We start from the raw sequence: 23,780 nt of genomic DNA on the forward strand, positions 1-23,780 counted from the left end.
ACTCTCCTGTTGCTGGGGCGTGCCCCGTTACTTGCGCTGCGACGGGTGCCAGAACGTCACCTTCTTTTCGATCAGCGCAACAAGTCCATAGAATAGCGTTCCGGCCAGCGCCGCCACGACGATCTCTGCCCAGACAAGCGGCAGATCCAGCCGTCCCACGGCGGTCGAGATGCGGAACCCCATGCCTCGCGTCGGGCTGCCGAAGAACTCGGCCACGATGGCGCCGATCAGCGCCAGCGTCGTGGTGATCTTCAGCCCGTTGAACAGGAAAGGCATCGCCGCAGGCAGGCGCAGCTTCCACAGCGCCGCCGCATAAGGCGCGGCCCAGCTGGCCATCAGGTCGCGCTGCATCGCGTCGGTGGCTTTCAGCCCCGCGACCATGTTCACCAAGATCGGGAAGAACACCATGACCACGACCACGGCGGCCTTCGACTGCCAGTCGAAGCCGAACCACATGACCAGGATCGGCGCGATGCCGACGATGGGCAGGGCGGCCACGAAATTGCCGATGGGCAGCAGCCCGCGTTGCAGGAACGGGCTGCGGTCGATGGCGATGGCGGTCAGCATCGCGGCAAGCGCCCCGATCAGCCAGCCCGTCAATGCGCCGCGCAGGATGGTCTGCACGAAATCTGTCCAGAGGATGCTGCGGTTGGCCACGAAGCTTTGGGCGATCTGGCTGGGGGCGGGCAGGATGACGGCGGGGATGGCATAAAGCCGGACCGCCATTTCCCACAGGATGATCAGCGTGGCGCCAAAGACCACGGCGACTGCCGTACGGCTAAGGCGGGTGTCGAAGCGGGCCAGCCAGATGTTCAGCGCCCAACCGCCCAGCCAGACACCAAGGATCGGCAATGCGTTCATCGTGCCAACCCCATGCGCCGCAGCGTTGCTTTTTCAATCACGCCGACAACGGCCACCAATCCCGCCGCCAGCAAAGCCGCCGCGAATAGCGCCGACCAGATCTGCACGGTTTGACCGTAATAGCTGCCCGACAGCAGTCGCGCGCCCAGACCGGCCGTCGCGCCCGCAGGCAATTCGCCGACAATGGTGCCGACCAGCGCGGCTGCGATGGCGACCTTCAAACTGGTGAACAGATAGGGCAGGGACGATGGCAGGCGCAGACGCCAGAATTGCTGGTTGTCGCTGGCGCTCCAGGACCTCATCTGGTCCAGCTGCATGGCGTCGGGTGTGCGCAGGCCCTTGACCATGCCGACCAGCACCGGAAAGAACGACAGCCACGCCGCGATGATCGCCTTGGGCAGCAGACCGGTGATGCCGGCGCTGGCGAAAACGACGATCACCATGGGGGCGATGGCCAGAATGGGCACGGTCTGGCTGGCCACGGCCCAAGGCATGACCGACTGGTCCATGCTGCGGCTGTGGACAATACCAACCGCCAGCAGGATGCCAGCGCCCGTGCCGATGGCAAAGCCTGCCAAGGTCGCCGACAGCGTCACCCAGCCATGCCAGACCAGACTGCGGCGCGATGTGATGGCCTGACCAGCAATTCCGTCATAAAGACCCGCCGCAACCTGATGGGGTGCGGGCAGGATGGGGCGGTCTTGGGTCAGGGTACGCGTGATCATCTGGGGCAGGGTGATTTCCACCCCTGCACGGGCGGCCTGATCGCGTTCCCATGTCGCGTTCATGCGGATCGCACCCAGATACCAGATGGCGATGATGACCAGCAGCACGGTCAGGACAGGCGCACCCGCGCGCCACACCCTAGTCATAGCTGTGCCCTTCGCGCAGCCCTTCGCGGACCTCATGCGCCAGCGCAATGAATTCCGGCGTGTCGCGGATCTCCAGCGGGCGTTCGCGCGGCAGCGTGCTGTGAATGACTCGCGTGATGCGTCCCGGACGGGGCGACATGACGACGATCTTGGTTGAGAGATAGACCGCCTCGGGGATGGAATGGGTCACAAAGCCGATGGTCTTTTGCGTTTTAGCCCATAGGGTCAGAAGCGCTTCGTTCAGGCGGTCGCGGACGATTTCATCCAAGGCGCCGAAGGGTTCATCCATCAGCAGGATGTCGGCGTCGAACGCCAAAGCACGCGCAATGCTGGCACGTTGCTTCATACCGCCCGACAGCTGCCAGGGGTATTTGCCACCGAAATTGTCCAGTTCGACCAGTTCAAGGACATGGGCAATCCGTTTGGCACGTTCTTCGCGGGAAAAGCCCATGATTTCCAGCGGCAGAGAAATATTGCCCTTGATCGTGCGCCACGGATAAAGCCCCGGCGCCTGAAACACATAGCCATAGGCCCGCGCCTTGCGCGCCTGATCCGGCGTCATGCCATTGACGCTGATCTGCCCCGCCGTCACGGTTTCCAGCGCGGCGATGCTGCGCAGAAAGGTGGTCTTGCCACAGCCCGAGGGGCCGATAAAGCTGACGAATTCGCCGCGTTTGATGTCCAGATCCACGTCCTTCAGCGCGTGGATCGGGCCATCGGCAGTTTGAAAGGTCAAGCCGACGCCCTGCGCCTTGATGACAGTATCGTCCAACCCTCAGACCCCGCTTGCAGGAATGCCGCCACGCGCGATGGGCCGCGGAGCCGTCAGTTCTTTCCACGCGCTCAGCGCGCGGTTCACATTGCCCTTGGGTTCGCGGGCGACGAATTCGCCATGTCCTTCGCGGCTGTCCACTTTGCCTTCGGTCACGGCAACGACGCCGCGGGTCAGGGTAAAGCGGGGCAGGCCGATGACCTGTTGGCCTTCGAAGACGTTGTAGTCGATGGCCGACTGCTGGCTGCCCGCGCTGATCGTCTTGCTGGCCGCGGGGTCCCAGACCACAAGATCGGCATCGGCCCCGACCAGAACGGCCCCCTTGCGCGGGTACATCCCCAAGATCTTTGCGATATTGGTCGAGGTTGCGGCGACGAATTCATTCGGCGTCAAACGTCCGGTTTCAACGCCATGGGTCCACAGCATCGGCATCCGATCTTCCAGCCCGCCCGTGCCGTTCGGGATCTTGGTGAAATCGTCGATGCCATAGCGCTTCTGTTCGGTGGTGAAAGCGCAATGATCCGTTGCCACGACCGACAGGCTGCCCGACTGCAATCCGGCCCAGAGGCTGTCCTGATGCAGCTTGTTGCGGAAGGGTGGCGACATGACGCGGCGGGCAGCATGGTCCCAATCGGGATGGGAATATTCGCTGTCATCCAGCGTCAGATGCTGGATCAGCGGTTCGCCCCAGACACGCTTGCCTTGTTGGCGGGCGCGGCGGATGGCTTCGTGGCTGTCCTCGCAGCTGACATGGACGACATAGAGCGGCACGCCCGCCATATCCGCGACCATGATCGCGCGGTTCGTAGCCTCACCCTCGACCTGAGGGGGGCGGGAATAGGCATGTGCCTCGGGACCGGTATTGCCCTCGGCCAGAAGGCGCGCGGAGAGTTCGGCCACCACATCGCCGTTTTCGGCGTGGACCATGGCGATGCCGCCCAGATCACCGACGCGGCGGAAGGAGGCAAACAGCTCATCGTCATTCACCATCAAGGCGCCTTTGTAGGCCATGAAATGCTTGAAGCTGGTGATGCCGCGATCGACGACCGCCTGCATTTCATCGAAAACCTGTTCGCCCCACCACGTCACCGCCATGTGATAGCTATAGTCGCAATGCGCGCGGCCCGATTTGTTGTCCCACATCTGCAGTGCGTCCAGCAGGCCCTGACCGGGCGAGGGCAGGGCAAAGTCCACCACCATCGTCGTGCCACCTGCCAGCGCTGCGCGGGTGCCGCTTTCGAAATCATCGGCGGAATAGGTGCCCATGAAGGGCATTTCCAGATGGGTGTGCGGGTCGATGCCGCCGGGCATGACATAGCATCCCGTGGCGTCCAGCGTCTTGTCGCCAACCAGACCATCGCCGATTGCGACGATCTTTCCGCCCTCGATCAGCACATCGGACTTATAGGTCAGATCTGCGGTGACGATGGTGCCGTTCCTGATGACCGTGCTCATCTTGCCAGCCCTTTCTTGATGTTCCGTTCAGCGGATGATTTCGGCGGCATCCAGAACCGCATGCAGCAGGACGTCGCCGCCTGCAGCCGCCCATTGGGGCGTGATATCTTCGGCCTCATTATGGGACAGCCCGCCCACACAGGGGCACATGATCATTACCGTCGGCGCGACCTTGTTGATCCAGCAGGCGTCATGACCCGCGCCGGAAATGATATCCATATGGCTGTGGCCCAACCGCTCCGCCGCCTGCCGAACGGAGGCGACCAGCGTCGGGTCGAAGGTCACAGGGTCGAAATGGCCCACCGGTTCGATTTCGATGCCAAGCCCAAGGTCGCGTGCGATATCAGCTGCTTCCGTTTCCAACTTGGAACGCATCGAGGTCAGCTTTTCCAGATCGGGTGAGCGGAAGTCGATGGTAAAGACCGCCTTGCCGGGGATCACGTTCCGGCTGTTGGGGTAAACATTGGCCTGACCCACGGCACCAACTGCCGCGGGCTGATGATCCATCGCGATCCGGTGTACCGCTTCGGTGATGCGGGCCATGCCAAGGCCCGCGTTCACCCGCATGTTCATGGGGGTCGATCCGGTATGCGCATCCTTACCGGTCAGCGTCACCTGCAACCACCACAGGCCCTGACCATGGGTGACGACGCCGATGTCCTTGCCCTCGGCCTCCAAGATCGGGCCCTGTTCGATGTGGTATTCGAACATCGCATGGATCGGCCGCTTGCCGACATCCTCGGTTCCGCACCAGCCGATGCGGTCCAGTTCGGCACCAAAGGTCTTGCCCTCGGCGTCTTCACGGCTGTTGGCGTAATCTTCGGTCAGCACGCCTGCGAAGACGCCCGAGGCCAGCATGGCGGGGGCGAAACGCGCGCCTTCTTCGTTTGTCCAGTTCACGACAACAATGGGTCGGCGGGTCTGCAGGCCCATATCGCGGATCGAGCGGATCACCTCCAGCCCTGCCAGCACGCCCAACACCCCGTCGTATTTTCCGCCCGTGGGCTGGGTGTCCAGATGGCTGCCGATATAGACGGGGTCCAGATCGGGTTCGGCACCTTCATGGCGCATGAACATGTTGCCCATGCGGTCCAGACCCATGGTCATGCCGGCATCTTCGCACCAGGACTGGAACAGGCGGCGGCCTTCGGCGTCCTCATCCGTCAGGGTCTGGCGATTGTTGCCGCCAGCGATGCCCGGGCCGACCTTGGCCATCTGCATCAGGCTGTCCCACAGCCGGTCGCCGTCGATTTTCATATTGGCAGCCGAAACCACCCCGCTTGCAACGGTCATGTCGTGTCCTTCCTGTCTAGCCGCCCCGTCTTTTTGCGGGGTCGGCTGGATAAGTCTGTATGGTCAGGCGGTCTGTTTCAGAACGTCGCCCAGGGTGCCGATCAACTCGTCGATCTGTGCGGTCGAAATGATCAGCGGCGGCGACAGCGCGATGATGTCACCGGTGACGCGGATCAGAATACCGGCCTCGAAGGCGCGAACGAAGGCGTCGAAGCCCCGCTTGCCCGGTTCACCGGCAATGGGGGCCAGTTCGACCGCGCCGATCAGGCCCATGTTGCGGATATCGATGACATTGGGATGGTCGCGCAGGCTGTGCAGCGCATCCTGCCAATATGTCTCCAGCTGGGCCGCACGGATCAGCAGACCTTCCTCGGCATAGGTGTCCAGCGTCGCAAGGGCGGCCGCGCAGCTGATCGGGTTGCCGGAATAGGTATAGCCGTGGAACAGCTCGATCATATGTTCGGGGCCTTGCATGAAGGCATCGTGGATCTGGGCCGTCGCCAGCACCGCGCCCATCGGAATGACCCCGTTGGTCAGGCCCTTGGCGCAGGTGATCATGTCGGGAATGACATCGAAATGCTGGGCGGCGAAGGGGCTGCCCAAGCGACCGAAGCCGGTGATGACCTCGTCGAAGATCAACAGGATGCCATGCTTGCGGGTGATGTCGCGCAGGCGTTGCAGGTATCCTTTGGGCGGCATCAGGACACCGGTGGAACCGGCCATCGGCTCGACGATGACGGCGGCGATGGTTTCGGCGCCATGCAGCGCGACGATGCGTTCCAGCTCATCGGCCAAGTTTGCGCCGTGTTCGGGCTGGCCCTTGGTAAAGACGTTTTCGGGCAGATGCGTGTGGGGCATGTGGTCAACCCCTGCCAGCAGGGTACCGAAATGCCGGCGATTGTTGACGATGCCACCAACCGAGATGCCGCCGAATCCGGTCCCGTGATAACCACGTTCCCGCCCGATCAGCCGCGTGCGCGATGCATCGCCCCGCGCCCGGTGATAGGCCAGCGCGATCTTCAGCGCCGTATCGACCGCCTCGGACCCCGAGTTGCAGAAGAAGACATGCTCCATCCCGTCGGGCGCGATGTCCACGATGCGGTTGGCGACTTCGAAGGCTAGGGGGTGACCCATCTGGAAAGCGGGGGCATAATCAAGTTCGGCCACCTGTTTCTGCACCGCTTCGGTAATGCGGGGACGGCAATGGCCGGCGTTGCAACACCACAGGCCCGCCGTGCCATCCAGGATCTGGCGGTCGTCCGAAGAAGTATAGTGCATGTCCTTCGATGCCACCAACATCCGCGGCGCCGACTTGAACTGTCGGTTCGCGGTATATGGCATCCAGAAGGCGCGCAGATCATTCGGGGCGGGCTTGCGGTCAAGCGGCATCTTTGGAACCCTTTTGAATTATTGACCAAACGGTCAGGATCAAGCTAGCACGGGTCGAATGTCAGTCAAGCGTGCTGAACCGGCCAAGTACATTTGCACCTCAACTGCCCAATTTCAGATCATGCCAGAGCGGAGACGCCAATGACAGACGCGAAAATGCCCCGAATGACCCGTATTCAGCAGAAGAATCGCGATTTGATCATGGACGGGGCACTGAACGTTTTTTCAGCAAACGGCTTTCGCGGTGCGACGATCGACCAGATCGCCAGATCTGCCGGGTTGTCCAAACCGAACGTGCTTTATTATTTCGCGTCCAAGGATGACATTCACAAAACACTGCTGACCGAGCTGCTGGATATGTGGCTTGCCCCAATGCAGCAAATCGACCCCGCCGGCGACCCGTTGTCCGAGGTGCTGGAATATGTCGCCGCTAAGATGCGGATGTCGCGGGATTACCCGCGCGAATCCCGGCTGTTCGCCTATGAAATTTTGCAAGGTGCGCCGCATCTTACCCAGATACTGGGCGGCGGGTTGCGCGAAATCGTCAACCGGACCGTTACCGTGCTGCAGGGCTGGATGGACGAAGGGCGGTTGGCGCAAAGCGATCCGCGCCACCTGATCTTCTCGATCTGGTCGATGACCCAGCATTACGCCGATTTCGAAATTCAGGTGCGCGCAGTGCTCGGCAGCGGGCGCGATCCCTTTGCAGAAGGGCAGGAATTTCTGGACCAGATGTATCGCAAGCTGCTGACGCCTTAGGTGCTGGGGGTGCCCAGCATTTCGGCGGCGGTCAGGATCAGCGACAGGTTTTCATGAGCTGATGCGATGAAATCTTCGCGCGTGCCGGCGACCCAGTCCTTGGTCGCGGCATTGGTCGCGGCGATGATGGCGGCGGCCAGAATCTCGATCACGCGTTCGTCCGATCCGGGCAGGCGACGGTGCAGCAGGCCGCGCATCTGGGCGCGACGGGCCAGCATGGCGCTGTTGCGCAGGGCCTCCAGCTTGGCGTCGCTTTCCGACAGGGACAGCATCTGGCCGATCATCTCACGCTCGTTCAGATAGCGCGCCAGATGCGCCGAGATCAGAACCTGCAGATCGTCGATCAGTCGCCCTTTGCCTGCGACGAATTTCTCCGAAGCTTCGGGCGGATAATCGGGTGGCGGACCCATCAGGGCCGCTTCCTTATAGGGATAATAGTTGAAGAACGTGCGCGTGCTGATGCCTGCATGACGGGCAATCGCTTCGGTCGTGACATTGGCGATGCCTTCACGGACCGACAGTTCGACGGCGGCCGCCTGGATGGTCTTGGCGGTGCGGAAACGGCGCGTGTTCTGGGGGCTCATGTAGGTCCGATCTTCAGCATGCAACATCCAGACAAGGCTGACCGCAGCTGACGTGAAGGGCAAGCCCGAAATGATACGAAGCCCGTTTGCGGGCAACACCCCCTGCCGGACGGCAAGGGCGCAGGTGGTTCGGATAGCTTGCCGATCCGGGGATCAGCTGCCCCAGGTGCGGACCGGACCGCAATCCATATGCACAAAGTTCGAGCGGCTGTAGCGACCGACACCGCCACCGCGGCAGGCAGCTGCGGCCTGATACATCTGGGCGACCGAACGCGACTTTAGCCGCAGGTCGGCAGCCTTGCCCGTCATGTGCAGCGAATTCTTGGCGACACCGCTGGACGTGCGGCGCAACATCGCGTTCGTGCGCGGGGAACGGTATCCCGACAGCATCATATAGGGTTCGTTCGTCTGCAGCAGACGCGAAGATGCGGCGGCCACGTCGATGGTGCGCGGGTCGATGCCGATCACTTCGCCGGTGCGCCAATCGCGCATGAAGACGTTGATTTCATTCAGAGCTTCGCGGATGTACTTGCCGTCGACCCAATAGACGGTGTCGATGCTTTCACCGGTACGCCCCGAATACATCCGCACGCGGCGCATGTCGCCCGCACCGCGAAGGAACCCGAAAGCGTTAGCCATAACCGGAGCAGCCACGACGCTGGTTGCTGCAAATGCGCCCAGCACGCCGCGACGGGAGATGAGGTCCATTGTCATGTCAGATCGCCTGTCCTGCTTCGTTTTTTGGATCCGCGAAACTTTCGCGGCACGTCGTGGTTTATCCCCGACTTGCTAACATAGTGTCAAAATACCTTGAGGTTGAGAAACGGAATCTGGCTTTGCACGCCATGAAAGCGCAAGCTTCGGCAAGAAACCGCCCAAGTTGACGAATGTTGCAGATAGGGCGAAACCCTGTGACTTGGCTGCAACGGACCTTTTTCCCGCACGGCGTCAACGGGATGGCAGGTAGCTTGTGCCGATCCGGTATGAGACAATCAGTAACTGGTGAATTGGGGTGTGTCATGTCCGCTTGGCGTGTGGGATCGGTTTTTGCAATCATGCTGGGCGCAGCGGTCTTGTCGGGACCTGCGATCGCGCAGGAAAGGGTCGCGGCATTGATGTCGGTTCCCGGTCCCAAGCTGCAGTTTTCATCGGCGCAGATGGATCTGGCGCAGGCGGTTTCGGGTGATTCCGATCTGGCGGCCTTCTATGGCGGCAACGGTTTGGCGCCCGTTTTCATCGGCTCCGACGCCGAGGCGCGCCGTCAGGCCGTCAGGCTGGCGATCGAGGCGATGCCGCGTCATGGCATCCCGGCCTCGCGCTATGACGCGGCCGCTTTGCCCGACCATCCCCGCAGCATCAGGGACGAAGTGGCCTATGCCACCCGCGCGGCCCGCCTGCTGCGCGATCTGGGGGGCGGTATCCTGTCACCTGCGGCAGTGGACGCCGATATCAAACGCACGGCAAAGCGCCCCGCGATCGCCGCGACGCTGCGGGTCTTCCAGGCATCGTCTGATCCGACTGCGGTCCTGATGAACGCAGGCCCAAGCCATCCAGCCTATAAGACGTTGCAGAACGCGCTTTACGGTCCCGAACAACTGGCCGTGCCGCAAGGTCTGCCCCCGGCACCCGAGGCCGTCTGGCGCGTCGGCCAGACCGGCGCGGGCGTCGCCCCGTTGCGTGATCGTCTGGCGGCGATCGGCTTCGATGCCCCGGCCACCGATCCGACCCTGTACGATGCCGCCTTGTCCGAAGCCGTTGCTGCATACCAGCGTGCCGCGGGTTTGCGTGACGATGGCATCGCCGGTCCGCAGACCATCCGCCTGCTGAATGGCGATGTCACTGCCGGCCAGAATGCCCGTCAGCGCGCCATCCTTGTCGCGATGGAGCGTCTACGCTGGATGGGGCAGGACAACTTCGACGGCCGCTATATCTGGGTGAACATCCCGCAGTATGAAACCGCTGTTTTCCAAGACGGGCAGGAAGTGTTCCGCACCCGCAGCGTCGTCGGCAAGAACGACGAACATATGCGCACGCCCGAATTTTCGGACATGATGTCCAATGTCGTGGTGAACCCGGCGTGGAACGTACCGCGTTCGATCACCACGCGGGAATATCTGCCCAAGCTGCAGGCGAACCGGAATGCCGTGTCGCAACTGGATGTGGTCGACCGGCGCGGCAATGTCGTGTCGCGCGACAGCATTGATTTCAATCAGTACACCGCCAGCAACTTCCCCTATCGGATGCGGGAAAAACCGAACGAGGACAATGCGCTAGGCATCGTCAAATTCATCTTCCCCAACCAGTGGAACATCTATCTTCACGACACGCCCAGCAAGCATCTGTTCGGCAATTCGACGCGCGCCTATTCGCATGGCTGCGTTCGGATCGGCGATCCGCGTGATCTGGCGCGTGAACTGCTGTCGCAGCAGACCGACGATCCCGCGGGGCTGTTCCAGCGCACCCTCGATAGCGGTCGCGAGACCTGGTTGACCCTTCGGCCTGCGTTGCCGGTGCATCTGGTCTATTTCACTGCATGGCCGGATCAGTCGGGGAATGTGCGTCTCTATGGCGACGTCTATGGTCGCGATGGCCGCATCTGGCAGGCACTTCAGGCGCAGGGCGTCGGTCAGGACAACGCACCGTCGTGATCCGCCGCCGGCGCGTTTTGCTGGCAGGACATGGGCAAACGCGTTAAGCCCTTGGCCAAAAGGGGGCATTATGACCGTCACGATCAAGGAATTGGCGCAATCGCTGGACGCGCGCGCGTGGGGCGAGACCGACCTGCAGGTCACCGGCGCGGGTGAGCCCGCCCAGACACAGCCAGCCGACGCCACCGGCGGCCAGATCGCCTTGGCCATGGCACCCAAATATGCCGAGGCCCTGAGCTCCGGCTGCATCGCCATTCTGGCCGAAGGCATGGACCCCGAAGCTTATGGCGTCAGGGCCGCGATCTTTGCGCCGCGTCCGCGTCTGGTGATGGCGGGGCTGACGCGCGCCTTCGACCAAGGCCCCGATATCGAACCCGGCATCCATGCGACCGCAGTGATCCACCCGACCGCAACCATTGGCGATGGCGCGGCCATTGCGCCATTTGTGGTGGTGGGACGCGACGCGGTCATTGGGGCGAATGCGCGTATCGCCTCGCATGTCAGCATCGGGCGCAATGCGCGGATCGGCAGCGATGCCGTCATTCACGCCGGTGTCCGCATTGGCCACGACGTGATCGCGGGTGACCGTCTGTTCATCCAACCCGGAGCGGTGATCGGCGGCGACGGCTTTTCCTTTGTCACCCCCGAGGAATTGGGCATCGAGGAAATCCGCCGCACCCTTGGCGCCCGCGCCGCCATTTCGGCCCAGCACTGGACCCGCATCCATTCGCTTGGGACCGTCGAATTGGGTGATGACGTCGAGATCGGCTCGAATGCGACCATCGACCGGGGGACGATCCGCGCGACACGCGTGGGGTCGGGCAGCAAGATCGACAACCTTGTGATGCTGGGCCACAACGTGGTGGTGGGTCAAGATTGCCTGCTATGCAGCCAGGTCGGCATTGCAGGGTCGTCGACCGTGGGCGACCGCGTCGTTCTGGCGGGCAAGGTCGGCGTTTCCGACAATATCACCATCGGCGACGATGTGATCGCGGGCGGTGCGACCAAGATCTTTACCCGCGTTCCGGCGGGGCGCGTGATCCTGGGCAACCCGGCGGTCAAGATGGAAACCCAGCTCGAAATCCAGAAAGCGATGCGCCGTTTGCCGCGTTTCGCACAACAGCTATCAAAGCTTCAGGAAACCGTTACACGTCTGTTGGAAAAGGGCTAGGCAGGAGGCGACATGACCGAAGACATCCAGACCCGAATTCGTGCCATCATTGCCGAACAGGCGATGCTGGAGCCTGAACAGGTGACTGACGACGCGACCCCCGAGGAACTGGGTATCGACAGCCTTGGGCTGGTCGAATCCATCTTCGCAATCGAGGAGGAGTTCGACATCACCATCCCCTTCAACGCGAACGAGCCCGAAAAATCCGAATTCGACATCTCGAACATGGGCACGATCATCGCCGCTGTTCAGCGCCTTGTCGCGGAAAAGGACGGATGAGCAAGAAGAAGAACCCCGTCGGCAAGCAGGCGGATAAGATCGACCGGGGTGTGGCTGCGCCCTCGGTCGCGGCGGGGACCGACAGGGCAGGGCGCGATGGTCTACGGCGCGTGGTAATTACCGGGGCGGGCACCATCAACGCGCTTGGCCATGATGTGCCATCAACGCTGAAGGCGTTTCGCGAAGGTCGCTGCGGCATCACCCAGCTGGATTTCCGCGACGTCGAGCGCCTGTCGATCCAGATCGGCGGTCAGATCCACAACTGGACGCCCGAGACCTACTTCAACCGCCAGCAGATCCTGCTCTATGACAAGTTCACCCAGTTCACGCTGCTGGCAGCCAAACAGGCCGTCGCGCAGGCCGGGCTGAACTTCGAAGGTGCGCTTGGGCTGCGGTCGGGGGTCATTCTGGGCACCGCAGGTGGCGGGCTGAACACTTGGGACGAAAATTATCGCGCCGTCTATGAAGAGGGCAAGAACCGCGTTCATCCTTTCGTGGTCCCCAAGCTGATGAACAACGCCGCCGCCAGCCATGTCAGCATGGAATTCGGTCTGCGCGGCCCGGCATTCACCGTCGCAACTGCCTGCGCCAGTTCCAACCACGCGATGGGTCTGGCCTTCCAGATGGTGCGGTCCGGTGCCGCCGACGTCATGCTGTCGGGCGGGTCCGAGGCGATGCTGTGCTTTGGTGGCGTCAAGGCATGGGAAGGCCTGCGCGTCATGTCCAAGGACGCCTGCCGCCCCTTCAGTGGCAACCGCAACGGCATGGTTCAGGGCGAAGGTGCGGGCGTCTTCGTCTTCGAGGAATACGGTCGCGCCAAAGCCCGTGGCGCCGATATCCTGGCCGAGGTCGTGGGCTTTGCCATGTCGTCGGATGCGCAGGACATCGTGATGCCGTCGGCCCAAGGGGCGGAACGCGCGATCACCGGTGCGATGATGGACGCCGGGCTGAACCGCGAACAGATCGGCTATATCAACGCCCATGGCACCGGCACGGCGGCCAACGACAAAACGGAATGTGCCGCCGTGGCACATGCATTCGGCCATCACGCCGACCAGCTGATGATCTCATCGACCAAATCCATGCATGGTCACCTGATCGGGGGCACGGGTGCGGTCGAGCTGTTGGCCTGCATCATGGCGCTGCGCGACGGCGTCATCGCGCCGACCATCGGCTATCAGGAACACGATCCGGAATGCGCGCTGGACGTGGTGCCCAACGAAGCGCGCGAGGTCGAGGTCGAGGCCGTCCTCTCGAACGCCTTCGCCTTTGGCGGACTGAACGCGGTCATCGCGCTGCGCCGTATCTGACCCTTCCCCGATCGGGCATGAAAAAACCGCGCCCCGGAGAGGGCGCGGTCCGATCGTCATGTCAGCCGGATCACTCGGCAGGTTTATCTTCGGCCGGTTTCTGATCGGCGGGCAGGGCGGCATATGCAGCCAGCTCATCGAAGGCAGCCGTGAAGCCCGACAGCGAGATGTCCAGCTGGACCGGCTTCTTGGGATCGCCACCGAAGGGCAGCAGCTGGACCGAGGCCTTGTTGCCGCGCTTCATGCCGTTCAGTTCACCCTGCGTGAACCCAAGGCGCGAAATGCAGCCCACCGGCGCACAGAAGCTGAAGGGATAGCCACGCATCTCGCCGCTGTCGACGCGGAAGCCCAGTCCCTCGATCAGGTCGGTTTCCAGCGGAGCGACCAGCGTGGCACCGGCTGCGACATTGCCGTTCGACAGCGGGACCAGCGTCAGCTCGGCCACTGCGTTGTCGTCCTGATCGTTCAACAGCTTGTACATCTCGCAGGGGTCCTTGCCCTCGCCTGCGCGGATGCAGCGGATGGTCCAATCGCCATGTTCGGATTTGGCGTAATAGGTGCCGGGGCGGTTGGGGTCATTCGCTGCGGGCTTTTCAGCGGCAGCGGCATCCGCGGGCGCGGCCTCGGTCGGCGCGGCCGGTTCATCCGTCTGATCGGCGGCCTGATCTGCAGGCTCGGTCGGCTCGGTTGCGGCGTCTTCCTGCGTGGGGGCAGCTTCCGCATCGCTGTCAGTGGCGGGTGCTGCCTCGGCCGGGGCTTCGGTCGGGGTGGCGTTGGTGGCGTCTGCCGCGTCGCCGGGCTGCTCGGTCGAGGCCGCCTCGGGTTGGGTCGGGGCGGCGGCTTCCTGCGCGAATGCCGGGCCTGCGATCAGGGCCAATGCGGCCAACAGCGCGTGCGAGGGTTTGATGGACATCTACGTTTCTTCCCTTTGCTCAAAGCATTGGCGCTGATCTAGCACGCCACCGGCACCTTGTCAGGTGCCACCGACCCACCCGTGCTTCACCTTGATTTGAGCGTCGGGTGATCGGCGGGTGATGGCGTGATCCGCGCGGTCATGCCGGCAAGGTTGCGGCAAGGCGGCAGGCGGTGCAAGCGGGATCGGAACGCGAAAGGCCGTGGCTTTCACCACGGCCCCGACGCTTTTGCGTAGTCTCCCTGCCGGACTGGCCGGTCATTATTGATGTGCACGCTAATCGCGCGACCGTGATCAGTCAACTGCTGATGCATTCTGCGCCCTTCACAAAAAAGCCGCGCCCCGAAGGGCGCGGCAGTTCAAGAGGGAGGATGCTCGAACCCGCGACCGGCGATCCCGAACAAGTTGATCTTGCGCCAAACAGGTTAAGATTGTCTTTTTATGGGGAGCGCTTTTTGTTGCGCGCGTGAAATAATGATCGGGGGTCACCATGTCGCCACTTCTGGATGCAGAGGCGGGCACGCTGTTTGTCGGGGGCGCGGGCCAAGGCTATGCGACGCCCGAAACGCTGCTGCTGAAGTATGCCAACCGGCACGGTTTGATCGCGGGCGCGACGGGCACCGGCAAGACCGTCACCCTCCAGACCCTGGCCGAGAGCCTGTCGCTGGCCGGCGTGCCGGTGTTCCTTTCGGACATCAAGGGCGATCTGTCGGGGCTGGCCTGCGCGGGGCGTTCCGACTTCAAGCTGCATGACGCATTCGAAACACGCGCCGATCAGATCGGCTGCACGCTGAGTTACCAGTCCTTCCCCGTCACTTTCTGGGATGTCTGGGGCGAGCTGGGTCACCCCGTTCGCACGACGCCTGCCGAAATGGGACCGCTGCTGCTGTCGCGACTGTTGGATTTGACGGCGGCACAGGAGGGCGTGATGAACATCGCCTTCCGCGTCGCCGATGAGAACGGCCTGCCGCTGCTGGACTTGAAGGACCTTCAGGCGATGCTAATCTGGGTCGGGCAGAACGCGCAGGATCTGTCCCTGCGCTATGGCAATGTCAGCACCGCCAGTGTCGGTGCGATCCAGCGTGCCCTGCTGGTGCTGGAAAACGAGGGCGGCGACCGGCTGTTCGGGGAGCCCGCGCTGGAACTGTCGGACCTGATGCGACAGGACGCATCGGGCAGGGGGGTGATCAACATCCTGGCCGCCGAACGGCTGATGAATGCGCCCAAGCTTTACGCGACCTTCCTGCTGTGGCTTTTGTCCGAACTGTTCGAGCAGCTGCCCGAGGTCGGCGACCCGGACCGTCCCCGTATCGCCTTCTTCTTCGACGAGGCGCATCTGTTGTTCGACGACGCCCCCAAAGCCCTGATCGACAAGGTCGAACGCGTGGCGCGGCTGATCCGGTCCAAGGGGGTCAGCGTCTGGTTCGTCAGCCAGAACCCCGCCGATATTCCCGAAAGCGTGCTGGGGCAGCTGGGCAATCGCGTGCAGCACGCCCTGCGCTCATTCACGGCCAAGGACCAGAAGGCCTTGCGGCTGGCGGCCGAAAACTATCGCCCGAACCCCGAATTCGACATCGCCGAAGCAATCCAGCAGGTCGGCACCGGTGAGGCCGTGACATCTTTTCTGGGGGCGAAGGGCACCCCCGGCATTGCACAGCGCACGCTGATCCGTCCGCCGTTCAGCCAGCTTGGTCCCATCGATCAGGCGACACGGGCGGATATTCTTAAGAAATCGCCGCAGGGACTGAAGTACGACACGACGCTGGATCGGGATTCTGCGCAGGAAATTCTGGCAAGGCGCACCGCCGACGCCGCGCAGCAGGCCGAAGCCGAGGTCGCCAAGCGATCCGATGACGATCTGTTCGACATGTCGCCCGGCGATGGTCATCGCAATGCGCGCCGCTATGAGGCACCCAAGGCGGAGAAGAAAACGACGCGCCGCAGCAGCCGGTCCGACAGCGTCTTCGAGACGTTCGGCAAAAGTCTGGCGCGGCAGTTGGGAACCCGGACCGGGCAGGCCTTGGTCCGGGGTGTCCTTGGATCGCTTCTGAAAGGTCGCTGAACCTAAAGCGCGGTGGCCATCGGCACGGGGTGCGCCTCGATGGCCGCGCGCATTTCGGCCATGATGGCGATCATCAGCAGCACATGACGCTTCAAGTCGTAATCGGCCAGACGGTTCAGGCGGAAATCGTTCTGGATCTCCTCCTCGGTGCGCAGGCGCGACAGGGCGCGGGCAGGCTCGGGGCAGCGATCGGCGCGCAGCAGGCGGGCCAGGTCGCGTTCACGCTTCCATGCGCGCTGACCTTCGCGGGCCGCGCGGATCAATGCCGCCGGACGACGGAAGGGTTGATTCGCATTGCGTGCGGGGAAGGCGATGACATTCGTGCTGTGGGTCATTCTTTTGATCCTTAGATTTGACGCGAAGCCACCATCACACAACCAAAGCGCGTGTTGCCAAATGGGTCAACGCAGCGTCCGCTTGGGCAAGGAATCTTTAGGAATTGTTAGGGAATGTTGCGGCTATGTGCAGTAATACCCTGTTAACCACAGGGCAAATATTTCAACCCAGGGTGGTCAACTTCCGGGCGACCCGAGGACGACAAGGGGCCTGACATGACCATATTGACCGGTGATTTCGCACTCGACACCCCCATCGCGGAGCACCGTTCTGAAGGACGGCAACCCGCAACCGGCGATGCCTTGGGTGACGATGCGCGCCTTTACCTGCGCCATGTCGAACATGGCGAGACCATCCGCTCACTGGCACGCGAAGCGGGGTGCCATGCCTCGACCATCCTGCGCCGCATCCGCCGCTTCGAGGCCCGCCGCGACGACCCGCTGGTCGATGGTGCCTTGGCGCAGACCGATACGCAGCCCAAGCCGAACGATGACCGCCAATCGCTGCGCGTCCTGCGCAGGCTGGCCGAAGCGGGGGCCGTCATGGTCACGGCGCCGGGCATGGATAAGGCCATCGTCACCCGCGATGAAATCCGGACCGTGGTGCTGGAACGCCATCTGGCCGAGGCGATGGCCCTGAAGGGATGGGTCGTCCAGACCCGCGGTGGCGGACGGGTCCAGCGCTATGTGATCGCGCCCGCCGGTCGCGATGCCCTGCGCCAGATGCTGCGGTCGCCGCGTCAGCGCAATGCGGCGATGGGACCGGATTCCTTTGCCGATGCCAGCCCCGTTCAGCCCGATGGCATGGCCGAGGCGGCAGCGACATTCCAGCATGCCGATCAGCACCGCACCTTTGAAGATCGCGTCCTGCAGGACCCCGAGGATGGCCGCCGCAAGCGCATGCGTGTCAATATCGCCGAAAGCCCTTTGCTGGTGCTGGCCCGCCGCCGCGACCATCAGGGCGAGGCTTTCCTGACCCCCGGCATGGTCACCGCCGGCGAACGCCTGCGCGAAGACTTCGAACTGGCGCAGATGGGGCCGCGCGTGACGCAGAACTGGGACGGCTTCATGACCTCCGGGATCGATGTGTCGCATAACGCCTCGGGGTATCGCGGTGGATCGGAATCGGCGCGCGATCGCGTGGCGCTGGCCTTGCGCGACCTTGGGCCGGGCATGGGCGACATCGTGCTGCGGGTTTGCTGCTTTCTGGAAGGGATCGAAATGACCGAGCGCCGCTTGGGCTGGTCGGCACGTTCCGGCAAGATCGTCCTGCGACTGGCGCTGATGCGGCTGGAACGGCATTATGCCGAACATTACGGCAAGGGATCGCCGCTGATCGGGTGATGCAGGAAAAGGGGCGCCACCGGGGCGCCCCTTTCATTTGCGGTGTCGTCAATCGTGACGGCGGGCAATTTCCTGACGCGCGGCACGGATGCCAGCGCCATAGGTCGGGCTGATACGGTCGAAATGGCCCAAGGCGATTTCGACGATGGCGTTATCGGCGCCCTCCATCGCGGCGGCCAGATTGTGGTACAGCCGCGCGCGTTCTTCATCGTTCAGCACCTGGTCATGCAGAGCGCGCGGCTGGACATAATCGTCCATCTGCTGCTGATGCGCATGACGTCCGGCCTCGCCCGAAATCCGCAGCGGCGGTTCGGCAAAGCTGGCGTCCTCGACGGCGCCGCCAAAGCTGTTCGGCTCGTAATAGGCGTCGATGCTGCCCGACTGATGCCCGAAGAAGTTCATCTGGCCATCCTTGTGATAGTGATGGACCGGGCATTTCGGCGCGTTCACCGGCAGGTGTTCGTAATGCGTCCCCAGACGATAGCGGTGGGCATCGGCATAGCTGAAGACCCGCGCCTGCAGCATCTTGTCGGGCGAATAACCGATACCCGGCACCTTGTTCGACGGGCTGAAGGCGGCCTGCTCGATCTGGGCGAAGTAGTTGTCGGCGTTGCGGTTCAGCGCGAATTCACCAACTTCGATCAGCGGATAATCCTTGTGCGACCAGACCTTGGTCAGATCGAAGGGGTCGAATTCCGTGGTTTCTGCGTCCGCCTCGGGCATGACCTGTACGAACATCTTCCAGCGGGGGTGCTGGCCGTTTTCGATCTTGCCGAACAGCGCCTCCTGATAGCCTTCGCGCGAATGGCCGATGATCTCGGCGGCCTCGCCGTTGGTGAAGTGGCGATGCCCCTGCTGGGTCTTGAAGTGGAACTTGACCCAGAACCGCTCGCCCGCCTTGTTCCAGAAGGAATAGGTGTGGCTGCCATAGCCGTTCATGAAGGTCGGGTCCTGCGGCAGACCGCGGTCCGACATCAGGATCGTCACCTGATGCAGCGATTCGGGATGCTGCCCCCAGAAGTCCCACATGGCCGTCGGGCTGCGCAGATTGGTGCGCGGATGGCGCTTCTGCGTGTGGATGAAGTCCGGGAACTTCATCGGATCGCGCACAAAGAACACGGGCGTGTTGTTGCCCACGATGTCCCAGTTGCCCTGATCGGTATAGAATTTCAGCGCAAAGCCCCGCACGTCGCGTTCGTGGTCGGCCGCGCCCTGTTCGCCCGCCACCGTCGAGAAACGCGCCAGCATGTCGGTCGTCTTGCCGACTTCGGCAAAGATCGAGGCGCAGCTGTACTGCGTGATGTCGTTCGTCACGGTGAAGGTGCCGAATGCGCCCCAGCCCTTGGCATGGACGACACGCTCGGGGATGCGTTCACGGTTCTGATGGGCCAGCTTTTCAAGCAGCTGGTAATCCTGCATCAGAAGCGGGCCGCGCGGGCCTGCGGTTTCGCTGTTCTGGTTCGAGACGATCGGCGCTCCAGCCGTGGTTGTCATCTTGGGGCGGGAGGAATGGTCGTTCATGCAATGCGATCCTTGGTTGGGTCTGCGATATGGACGCAAGATGACGCAGGGATCATATAAACGGAAATTGCATTTTCTGTTGGATGTGATCAGAATGCCTTATGAACATCACGTTTCGCCAATTACGCTACTTTCTGGCCCTGTCACGCAGCGGTAATTTCACCCGCGCTGCCGAGGCGATCCATGTCACGCAGCCCGCGCTCTCGATGCAGATCCGCGCGTTGGAGGATGAGATCGGCGCGCGGCTGGTCGAACGCACGCCCCAAGGGGTCGTGATGACGCCGCAGGGACGCGCCTTGGCCGGTCATGCCGAACAGGTGATGGCCGCCATGACCGATCTCGAGACCGGTTTGCGCCAGCCGGGGCAGGGCGGGCGGCTGATGCTGGGCATGATCCCGACCGTCGCGCCCTATCTGCTGCCCGAGGTGCTGCCCATCCTGCGCGCCCGCGATATCGGTCGCGATCTGCACCTGCGTGAGGCGCAGACCGAAACGCTGTTGGACGAATTGCTGGCCGGCAGGCTGGATGCCGTCGTCGTCGCCAGCCCGCCCGAGGACCCGAACCTGAACGGCGAGCTGCTGTTTCAGGACCGCTTTCTGCTGGCGGGCAGTGCGGCGCGCATCGCGGACCTTGGCGACAAGGCGATCGCGCCCGCGGCGCTGGATCCGGGGCATCTGCTGCTGCTGGACGAGGGGCATTGCCTTGGCGATCAGGCGTTGGAGGTCTGCGGCCTCAATCGGCGCAGCAGTCGGCTGGATCTGGGGGCGGCGTCGCTCTCGACCCTGTGCCGATTGGCGGCGCAGGGGATGGGGCTGACCTTCCTGCCGCAGATCGCCATGGGTCAGGAAACCGCCGCCGCGCCGGGTCTGACCGCCATCAGCTTTCCCGAACCGCAACCGGCCCGTCAGATCATGCTGTTGCGCCGCAAATCGACGCCCGCACAGGGGTGGTTCGACGATTTGGCCCAGATGCTGCGCAGCGCGGCGCAGCCCCTGCTGGGCTAGGGGGTGGCGGTGTCAACACGCGGCCGACCCCGCCATTGCCATCAGGCCATTTCGGCGACGTTAGCGTTCTGCAGCCATGCCATGATCGCCTCGGGCGAGGTTTCGCCATAGGGATCGTCGGCGCAATTGTCGCAACGGCCGGGTTCCTCGAACCATGCAACGACCTTGCCGTCATCGACGATGGCGGCATAGCGCCAGCTGCGCGCGCCGAAGCTGAGGTTGTCCTTGCGCACCAGCATGCCGACCTTGTCGGTGAACTCGCCCGATCCGTCCGGGATGACCGTGACGTGGTTCAGGTTCTGCGACTTCGCCCACTGGTTCATCACGAAGCTGTCGTTGACCGACATGCAATAGACGGCGTCGATGCCCAGGTCCTTCAGCTTGTCATGGGACGCTTCGAACCCCGGCAGCTGATAGGTCGAACAGGTCGGGGTGAACGCACCGGGCAACGAAAACAGCACGACGCGCTTGCCGGCAAAGTAATCCGCCGTGGTCATGTCCTGCCAGCGGAACGGGTTCGAGCCGCCGATCGATTCGTCACGGACACGGGTGTGGAAGGTGACGTCTGGCAGTTTCGATCCGGGTTTCATAAAGGCTCCTGTCTGTGTGAATGGACACCGCCGATGCGATGCCTGCGACTTCCTCCCCTTGGGCGGGGTGGTAACGCTGCAATGCGGCAAGGGCAATGCCGCGACGCAGCCAGATCGCAGTCTGGGGCCGGGGCATGACAGCCATGTGTCGTGCGCATCGGCAACGCGTTGCCAATCGTGCAAAAACAGCCTAATTCTGCGGGAACCGCGATCGAAAGGACCAAGACCTTGCGCGACCTCAGGATGCCGGATCAGCGTCACCCGGAAAAGGCGCATCGCGCCGACCAGGCACAGCCCAAGAAACCCGATTGGATCAGGGTCAAGGCACCCACCTCGGAAGGCTACAAGCAGACGCGTGATCTGCTGCGGGAAAACCGCCTGTCGACCGTCTGCGAAGAGGCGGGCTGCCCCAACGTCGGCGAATGTTGGAGCCAGGGCCACGCCACCATGATGATCATGGGAGAAATCTGCACCCGTGGCTGCACCTTCTGCAATGTGGCCACCGGCCGCCCGCAGGATCTGGACGCCTTCGAACCCGGACGCGTGGCCCATGCCGTGCAGAAGCTGGGGCTGAACCATGTCGTCATCACCAGCGTCAACCGCGACGATCTGGACGACGGCGGGGCCGAACATTTCGCCCAGACCATCCGCGCGATTCGCCATCGCTCGCCTTCGTCGACCATCGAGGTCCTGACGCCCGACTTTCTGAAGTCCAAGCCCGGATCGCTGGAAATCGTCGTCGAGGCGCGTCCCGACGTCTTCAATCACAATTTGGAAACGGTTCCGGGCCTCTATCCGACGGTCCGTCCCGGTGCGCGCTATTTCCATTCGCTGCGGCTGTTGCAGCAGATCAAGGAAATGGACCCGACGATGTTCACCAAGTCGGGGATCATGGTCGGTCTGGGTGAGGATCGTCAGGGCGTTCTGCAGGTCATGGACGACATGCGCGCTGCCGATATCGACTTCATCACCATCGGCCAGTATCTGCAGCCCAGCCCCAAGCACCACCGCGTCAACCGCTTCGTCACCCCCGAAGAATTCAAGGGTTACGAAAAATCAGCCTATGGCAAAGGGTTCCTGATGGTGTCGGCCACGCCGCTGACGCGGTCGTCCTATCACGCGGGCGATGATTTCGCGCAACTGCGGGATGCACGTCTGGCCAAGTTGGGCCGCGCGTAAGCGATATCGACGATGGGGCGTGGCAATGATGCCGCGCCTCGTTTCTTCCTCTTGCATCTGCGCGCAGACGGAAATATTCGTCTGTCAGACCCGAAGGGGTCGCGCCGAAAGAGCGCCGATTAGTCGGGGGCGTGGCGGAATGGTAGACGCGACGGATTCAAAATCCGTTTCAGCAATGAGTGCCGGTTCGAGTCCGGCCGCCCCTACCACGCTCTTTCGCAATTAATTCCTGTCAATAAAGATTTTTGTCCTGATCGGGAACAATCACCTTGGGCGTTTGTTTGTCCATCGAAGGTGAAACGACACCGATGAAAGGATTTTATCATGGCAAACTCGACCTCCGCCGATGACGTGAAACGCGACGCAGCAGCAGCCGCTCAGGAAGCCCGTGGCGACCTGAACGAGGGCGCGCGCAAGGTTCGCGAAGATGTCCGTGACACGGTGAACAACCTGTCCGAAAACTCGGGTGTTGACCGTCTGGCACAGCGCGGCGCGGAAATCGCCAATGACGCAGTGGAAACCGGTCGCGACTATGCCGGCCGTGCCCGCGAAACCGGTCAGGAATACGCCGATCGCGCCCGTCTGGAAGCAGAACGCCTGTATGGTGCCGGTCAACAGAAGGCGCATGAAGCCGCCATCTATGCCGAAGAGCGTTATGACGAAGTTTCCGAAATGGTCCGTCGCAATCCGGCACAGTCCTTGGGCATCGCCGCAGGCGTCGGTTTCCTGGTCGGTCTGCTGATCGCGCGTCGCTGAGGCGCATATGTTCGATTTTGCCCGTAACGCAAAACTTGCTCTGACGGACAAAGCCCGCCGCGCGGCACTGAAAGGTGCCGCCGGTGTGGTCGCAGTCATCGGCCTTGGGTTCCTGACCGCAGCGCTGTGGTCCTATCTGGCAAACGAGCTGGGTTGGGGTGCCGCCTTGGCGTCGCTGGCGATCGGTGGCGGGCTGGTGGTCATCGCATTGATCCTGATCGCGCTGTCTTCGCGTGAAAAGCATAAGATGCCCAGTTCGGACGACCTGAAGAAGGAAGTCGAGGCGCGCGTATCGCTGGCAACCGACGCTGCCGTTGCCAAGGCGCGGACCGAAGCCGACAAAGTGGTGGCCATGGCTGAAAACAAGGCGCATGCCCTGATGGACGAAGCGGGTTACCGCGCGGCCAAATTGGCAGGCGACGCCGAGCGCCGTGTCTTTGGTACCGTCCGCGATACAGCTTCGTCCTTGGGACTGTCGACGCAGAACATCCAAGCCGCGCAACGCTCGACCGACAAGTTCGTCCAGCAGGCACGCCAGACCTCGAACAGCAATGCCGGAAGTATGGCCAAGCTGATCGGAGCCTTTGCCGTCGGCATTACGCTGGCCGCCAAGGTTCAGGAAAGCCGTCGGAATGACATCTATCACGATCCGGACGACGTGATCTGAAGACGAAAAGGGCGCC

23 protein-coding genes and 1 tRNA gene are annotated in these 23,780 nt (G+C 62.8%); 12 read left to right on the forward strand and 12 right to left on the reverse strand.

Annotated features, from left to right (window positions below):
- Positions 1 to 27: 27 nt before the first annotated feature.
- The 6 genes from SJY40_RS05815 to SJY40_RS05840 all read right to left on the reverse strand — a co-directional run bounded on the left by SJY40_RS05815 (position 28) and on the right by SJY40_RS05840 (position 6,642).
- Positions 28 to 861 (reverse strand): ABC transporter permease, encoded by an 834-nt coding sequence (locus SJY40_RS05815; protein ID WP_378943743.1) that lies wholly within the window; start codon positions 859 to 861, stop codon positions 28 to 30.
- Positions 858 to 1,733 carry an ABC transporter permease gene (locus tag SJY40_RS05820; RefSeq protein ID WP_378943745.1) on the reverse strand — a complete coding sequence of 292 codons (876 nt, stop codon included), beginning with the start codon at positions 1,731 to 1,733 and terminating at the stop codon, positions 858 to 860. The genes SJY40_RS05815 and SJY40_RS05820 overlap by 4 nt, the downstream gene beginning before the upstream one ends.
- Positions 1,726 to 2,505, reverse strand: coding sequence for an ABC transporter ATP-binding protein (locus SJY40_RS05825; protein WP_378943747.1), 780 nt, complete (start codon positions 2,503 to 2,505; stop codon positions 1,726 to 1,728). The genes SJY40_RS05820 and SJY40_RS05825 overlap by 8 nt, the downstream gene beginning before the upstream one ends.
- Positions 2,506 to 2,508: 3 nt before the next feature.
- The gene (gene hydA, locus SJY40_RS05830) at positions 2,509 to 3,960 is read right to left on the reverse strand and encodes a dihydropyrimidinase (RefSeq protein ID WP_378943749.1); all 1,452 of its coding nucleotides are present in this window, start codon (positions 3,958 to 3,960) and stop codon (positions 2,509 to 2,511) included.
- Between the two features lie 27 nt (positions 3,961 to 3,987).
- Positions 3,988 to 5,253 carry a Zn-dependent hydrolase gene (locus SJY40_RS05835; RefSeq protein ID WP_378943751.1) on the reverse strand — a complete coding sequence of 422 codons (1,266 nt, stop codon included), beginning with the start codon at positions 5,251 to 5,253 and terminating at the stop codon, positions 3,988 to 3,990.
- Positions 5,254 to 5,316: 63 nt separating this feature from the next.
- Positions 5,317 to 6,642: an aspartate aminotransferase family protein gene (locus SJY40_RS05840; RefSeq protein WP_378943753.1), complete on the reverse strand. Its 1,326-nt coding sequence runs from the start codon at positions 6,640 to 6,642 to the stop codon at positions 5,317 to 5,319.
- Between the two features lie 141 nt (positions 6,643 to 6,783).
- Between SJY40_RS05840 and SJY40_RS05845 the strand changes: the two genes are divergently transcribed.
- Positions 6,784 to 7,401, forward strand: a complete 618-nt coding sequence (locus tag SJY40_RS05845; RefSeq protein WP_378948294.1) for a TetR/AcrR family transcriptional regulator — start codon at positions 6,784 to 6,786, stop codon at positions 7,399 to 7,401.
- Here SJY40_RS05845 and SJY40_RS05850 read toward each other — a convergent pair.
- A complete protein-coding gene (locus tag SJY40_RS05850) occupies positions 7,398 to 7,985 on the reverse strand; it encodes a TetR/AcrR family transcriptional regulator (RefSeq protein WP_378943755.1) in 588 nt (195 codons plus the stop codon). The genes SJY40_RS05845 and SJY40_RS05850 overlap by 4 nt on opposite strands.
- Positions 7,986 to 8,138: 153 nt before the next feature.
- Positions 8,139 to 8,699 carry a YcbK family protein gene (locus SJY40_RS05855; protein WP_378943757.1) on the reverse strand — a complete coding sequence of 187 codons (561 nt, stop codon included), beginning with the start codon at positions 8,697 to 8,699 and terminating at the stop codon, positions 8,139 to 8,141.
- Between the two features lie 305 nt (positions 8,700 to 9,004).
- Here SJY40_RS05855 and SJY40_RS05860 point away from each other — a divergent pair, with 305 nt between their 5' ends.
- From SJY40_RS05860 to SJY40_RS05875, 4 genes are all read left to right on the forward strand, one after another.
- Complete coding sequence (locus tag SJY40_RS05860; RefSeq protein ID WP_378943759.1) at positions 9,005 to 10,633, forward strand: murein L,D-transpeptidase; 1,629 nt, start codon at positions 9,005 to 9,007, stop codon at positions 10,631 to 10,633.
- A 70-nt stretch (positions 10,634 to 10,703) separates the two neighbouring features.
- Positions 10,704 to 11,804: a UDP-3-O-(3-hydroxymyristoyl)glucosamine N-acyltransferase gene (locus tag SJY40_RS05865; RefSeq protein WP_378943761.1), complete on the forward strand. Its 1,101-nt coding sequence runs from the start codon at positions 10,704 to 10,706 to the stop codon at positions 11,802 to 11,804.
- Positions 11,805 to 11,816: 12 nt separating this feature from the next.
- A complete protein-coding gene (locus tag SJY40_RS05870; RefSeq protein WP_378943763.1) occupies positions 11,817 to 12,083 on the forward strand; it encodes an acyl carrier protein in 267 nt (88 codons plus the stop codon).
- A complete protein-coding gene (locus SJY40_RS05875; protein ID WP_378943765.1) occupies positions 12,080 to 13,393 on the forward strand; it encodes a beta-ketoacyl-[acyl-carrier-protein] synthase family protein in 1,314 nt (437 codons plus the stop codon). The genes SJY40_RS05870 and SJY40_RS05875 overlap by 4 nt, the downstream gene beginning before the upstream one ends.
- 70 nt (positions 13,394 to 13,463) lie before the next feature.
- Here the strand turns inward: SJY40_RS05875 and SJY40_RS05880 are convergent, their stop codons facing one another.
- Positions 13,464 to 14,306 (reverse strand): invasion associated locus B family protein, encoded by an 843-nt coding sequence (locus SJY40_RS05880; RefSeq protein WP_378943767.1) that lies wholly within the window; start codon positions 14,304 to 14,306, stop codon positions 13,464 to 13,466.
- Positions 14,307 to 14,796: 490 nt separating this feature from the next.
- On the opposite strand from SJY40_RS05880, the gene SJY40_RS05885 reads away from it, so the two are divergent.
- On the forward strand, positions 14,797 to 16,368 hold the full coding sequence (locus tag SJY40_RS05885; RefSeq protein WP_378943769.1) for a helicase HerA-like domain-containing protein: 1,572 nt from the start codon (positions 14,797 to 14,799) through the stop codon (positions 16,366 to 16,368).
- Positions 16,369 to 16,370: 2 nt separating this feature from the next.
- Here SJY40_RS05885 and SJY40_RS05890 read toward each other — a convergent pair whose 3' ends face one another.
- Entirely contained in the window at positions 16,371 to 16,703 is a 333-nt protein-coding gene (locus tag SJY40_RS05890) for a DUF6477 family protein (RefSeq protein WP_378943771.1), read from the reverse strand.
- A 216-nt stretch (positions 16,704 to 16,919) separates the two neighbouring features.
- On the opposite strand from SJY40_RS05890, the gene SJY40_RS05895 reads away from it, so the two are divergent.
- The gene (locus SJY40_RS05895) at positions 16,920 to 18,047 is read left to right on the forward strand and encodes a DUF6456 domain-containing protein (RefSeq protein WP_378943773.1); all 1,128 of its coding nucleotides are present in this window, start codon (positions 16,920 to 16,922) and stop codon (positions 18,045 to 18,047) included.
- Between the two features lie 48 nt (positions 18,048 to 18,095).
- On the opposite strand, the gene SJY40_RS05900 is transcribed toward SJY40_RS05895, so the two are convergent.
- Complete coding sequence (locus SJY40_RS05900; protein ID WP_378943775.1) at positions 18,096 to 19,568, reverse strand: catalase; 1,473 nt, start codon at positions 19,566 to 19,568, stop codon at positions 18,096 to 18,098.
- 101 nt (positions 19,569 to 19,669) lie between these two features.
- On the opposite strand from SJY40_RS05900, the gene SJY40_RS05905 reads away from it, so the two are divergent.
- Positions 19,670 to 20,572, forward strand: coding sequence for a LysR substrate-binding domain-containing protein (locus SJY40_RS05905; RefSeq protein WP_378943777.1), 903 nt, complete (start codon positions 19,670 to 19,672; stop codon positions 20,570 to 20,572).
- Positions 20,573 to 20,613: 41 nt separating this feature from the next.
- On the opposite strand, the gene SJY40_RS05910 is transcribed toward SJY40_RS05905, so the two are convergent.
- Entirely contained in the window at positions 20,614 to 21,162 is a 549-nt protein-coding gene (locus SJY40_RS05910) for a peroxiredoxin (RefSeq protein WP_378943779.1), read from the reverse strand.
- Between the two features lie 228 nt (positions 21,163 to 21,390).
- On the opposite strand from SJY40_RS05910, the gene lipA reads away from it, so the two are divergent.
- From lipA to SJY40_RS05930, 4 genes are all read left to right on the forward strand, one after another.
- On the forward strand, positions 21,391 to 22,341 hold the full coding sequence (gene lipA, locus SJY40_RS05915) for a lipoyl synthase (RefSeq protein ID WP_378943781.1): 951 nt from the start codon (positions 21,391 to 21,393) through the stop codon (positions 22,339 to 22,341).
- A gap of 125 nt (positions 22,342 to 22,466) precedes the next feature.
- Positions 22,467 to 22,550, forward strand: a tRNA-Leu gene (locus SJY40_RS05920).
- A gap of 115 nt (positions 22,551 to 22,665) precedes the next feature.
- A complete protein-coding gene (locus SJY40_RS05925; RefSeq protein WP_378943783.1) occupies positions 22,666 to 23,097 on the forward strand; it encodes a YqjD family protein in 432 nt (143 codons plus the stop codon).
- A gap of 7 nt (positions 23,098 to 23,104) precedes the next feature.
- Complete coding sequence (locus SJY40_RS05930; RefSeq protein ID WP_378943785.1) at positions 23,105 to 23,764, forward strand: phage holin family protein; 660 nt, start codon at positions 23,105 to 23,107, stop codon at positions 23,762 to 23,764.
- The last annotated feature ends 16 nt before the right edge of the window (positions 23,765 to 23,780 follow it).

The sequence above is a fragment of the Paracoccus sp. R86501 genome (assembly GCF_042466435.1).
GTDB lineage: Bacteria > Pseudomonadota > Alphaproteobacteria > Rhodobacterales > Rhodobacteraceae > Paracoccus.

Excerpts from the sequence above, each read along its gene's own strand:
- SJY40_RS05880 (WP_378943767.1), bottom strand. The coding sequence starts at position 14,306 with ATGTCCATCAAACCCTCGCACGCGCTGTTGGCCGCATTGGCCCTGATC.
- SJY40_RS05850 (WP_378943755.1), bottom strand. The coding sequence starts at position 7,985 with ATGAGCCCCCAGAACACGCGCCGTTTCCGCACCGCCAAGACCATCCAG.
- SJY40_RS05845 (WP_378948294.1), top strand. The coding sequence starts at position 6,784 with ATGACAGACGCGAAAATGCCCCGAATGACCCGTATTCAGCAGAAGAAT.
- SJY40_RS05855 (WP_378943757.1), bottom strand. The coding sequence starts at position 8,699 with ATGACAATGGACCTCATCTCCCGTCGCGGCGTGCTGGGCGCATTTGCA.
- SJY40_RS05895 (WP_378943773.1), top strand. The coding sequence starts at position 16,920 with ATGACCATATTGACCGGTGATTTCGCACTCGACACCCCCATCGCGGAG.
- SJY40_RS05865 (WP_378943761.1), top strand. The coding sequence starts at position 10,704 with ATGACCGTCACGATCAAGGAATTGGCGCAATCGCTGGACGCGCGCGCG.
- SJY40_RS05840 (WP_378943753.1), bottom strand. The coding sequence starts at position 6,642 with ATGCCGCTTGACCGCAAGCCCGCCCCGAATGATCTGCGCGCCTTCTGG.
- SJY40_RS05835 (WP_378943751.1), bottom strand. The coding sequence starts at position 5,253 with ATGACCGTTGCAAGCGGGGTGGTTTCGGCTGCCAATATGAAAATCGAC.
- SJY40_RS05890 (WP_378943771.1), bottom strand. The coding sequence starts at position 16,703 with ATGACCCACAGCACGAATGTCATCGCCTTCCCCGCACGCAATGCGAAT.
- SJY40_RS05820 (WP_378943745.1), bottom strand. The coding sequence starts at position 1,733 with ATGACTAGGGTGTGGCGCGCGGGTGCGCCTGTCCTGACCGTGCTGCTG.
- SJY40_RS05905 (WP_378943777.1), top strand. The coding sequence starts at position 19,670 with ATGAACATCACGTTTCGCCAATTACGCTACTTTCTGGCCCTGTCACGC.
- SJY40_RS05875 (WP_378943765.1), top strand. The coding sequence starts at position 12,080 with ATGAGCAAGAAGAAGAACCCCGTCGGCAAGCAGGCGGATAAGATCGAC.
- SJY40_RS05900 (WP_378943775.1), bottom strand. The coding sequence starts at position 19,568 with ATGAACGACCATTCCTCCCGCCCCAAGATGACAACCACGGCTGGAGCG.
- SJY40_RS05815 (WP_378943743.1), bottom strand. The coding sequence starts at position 861 with ATGAACGCATTGCCGATCCTTGGTGTCTGGCTGGGCGGTTGGGCGCTG.
- SJY40_RS05910 (WP_378943779.1), bottom strand. The coding sequence starts at position 21,162 with ATGAAACCCGGATCGAAACTGCCAGACGTCACCTTCCACACCCGTGTC.
- SJY40_RS05930 (WP_378943785.1), top strand. The coding sequence starts at position 23,105 with ATGTTCGATTTTGCCCGTAACGCAAAACTTGCTCTGACGGACAAAGCC.
- SJY40_RS05860 (WP_378943759.1), top strand. The coding sequence starts at position 9,005 with ATGTCCGCTTGGCGTGTGGGATCGGTTTTTGCAATCATGCTGGGCGCA.
- SJY40_RS05885 (WP_378943769.1), top strand. The coding sequence starts at position 14,797 with ATGTCGCCACTTCTGGATGCAGAGGCGGGCACGCTGTTTGTCGGGGGC.
- SJY40_RS05870 (WP_378943763.1), top strand. The coding sequence starts at position 11,817 with ATGACCGAAGACATCCAGACCCGAATTCGTGCCATCATTGCCGAACAG.
- hydA (WP_378943749.1), bottom strand. The coding sequence starts at position 3,960 with ATGAGCACGGTCATCAGGAACGGCACCATCGTCACCGCAGATCTGACC.
- SJY40_RS05925 (WP_378943783.1), top strand. The coding sequence starts at position 22,666 with ATGGCAAACTCGACCTCCGCCGATGACGTGAAACGCGACGCAGCAGCA.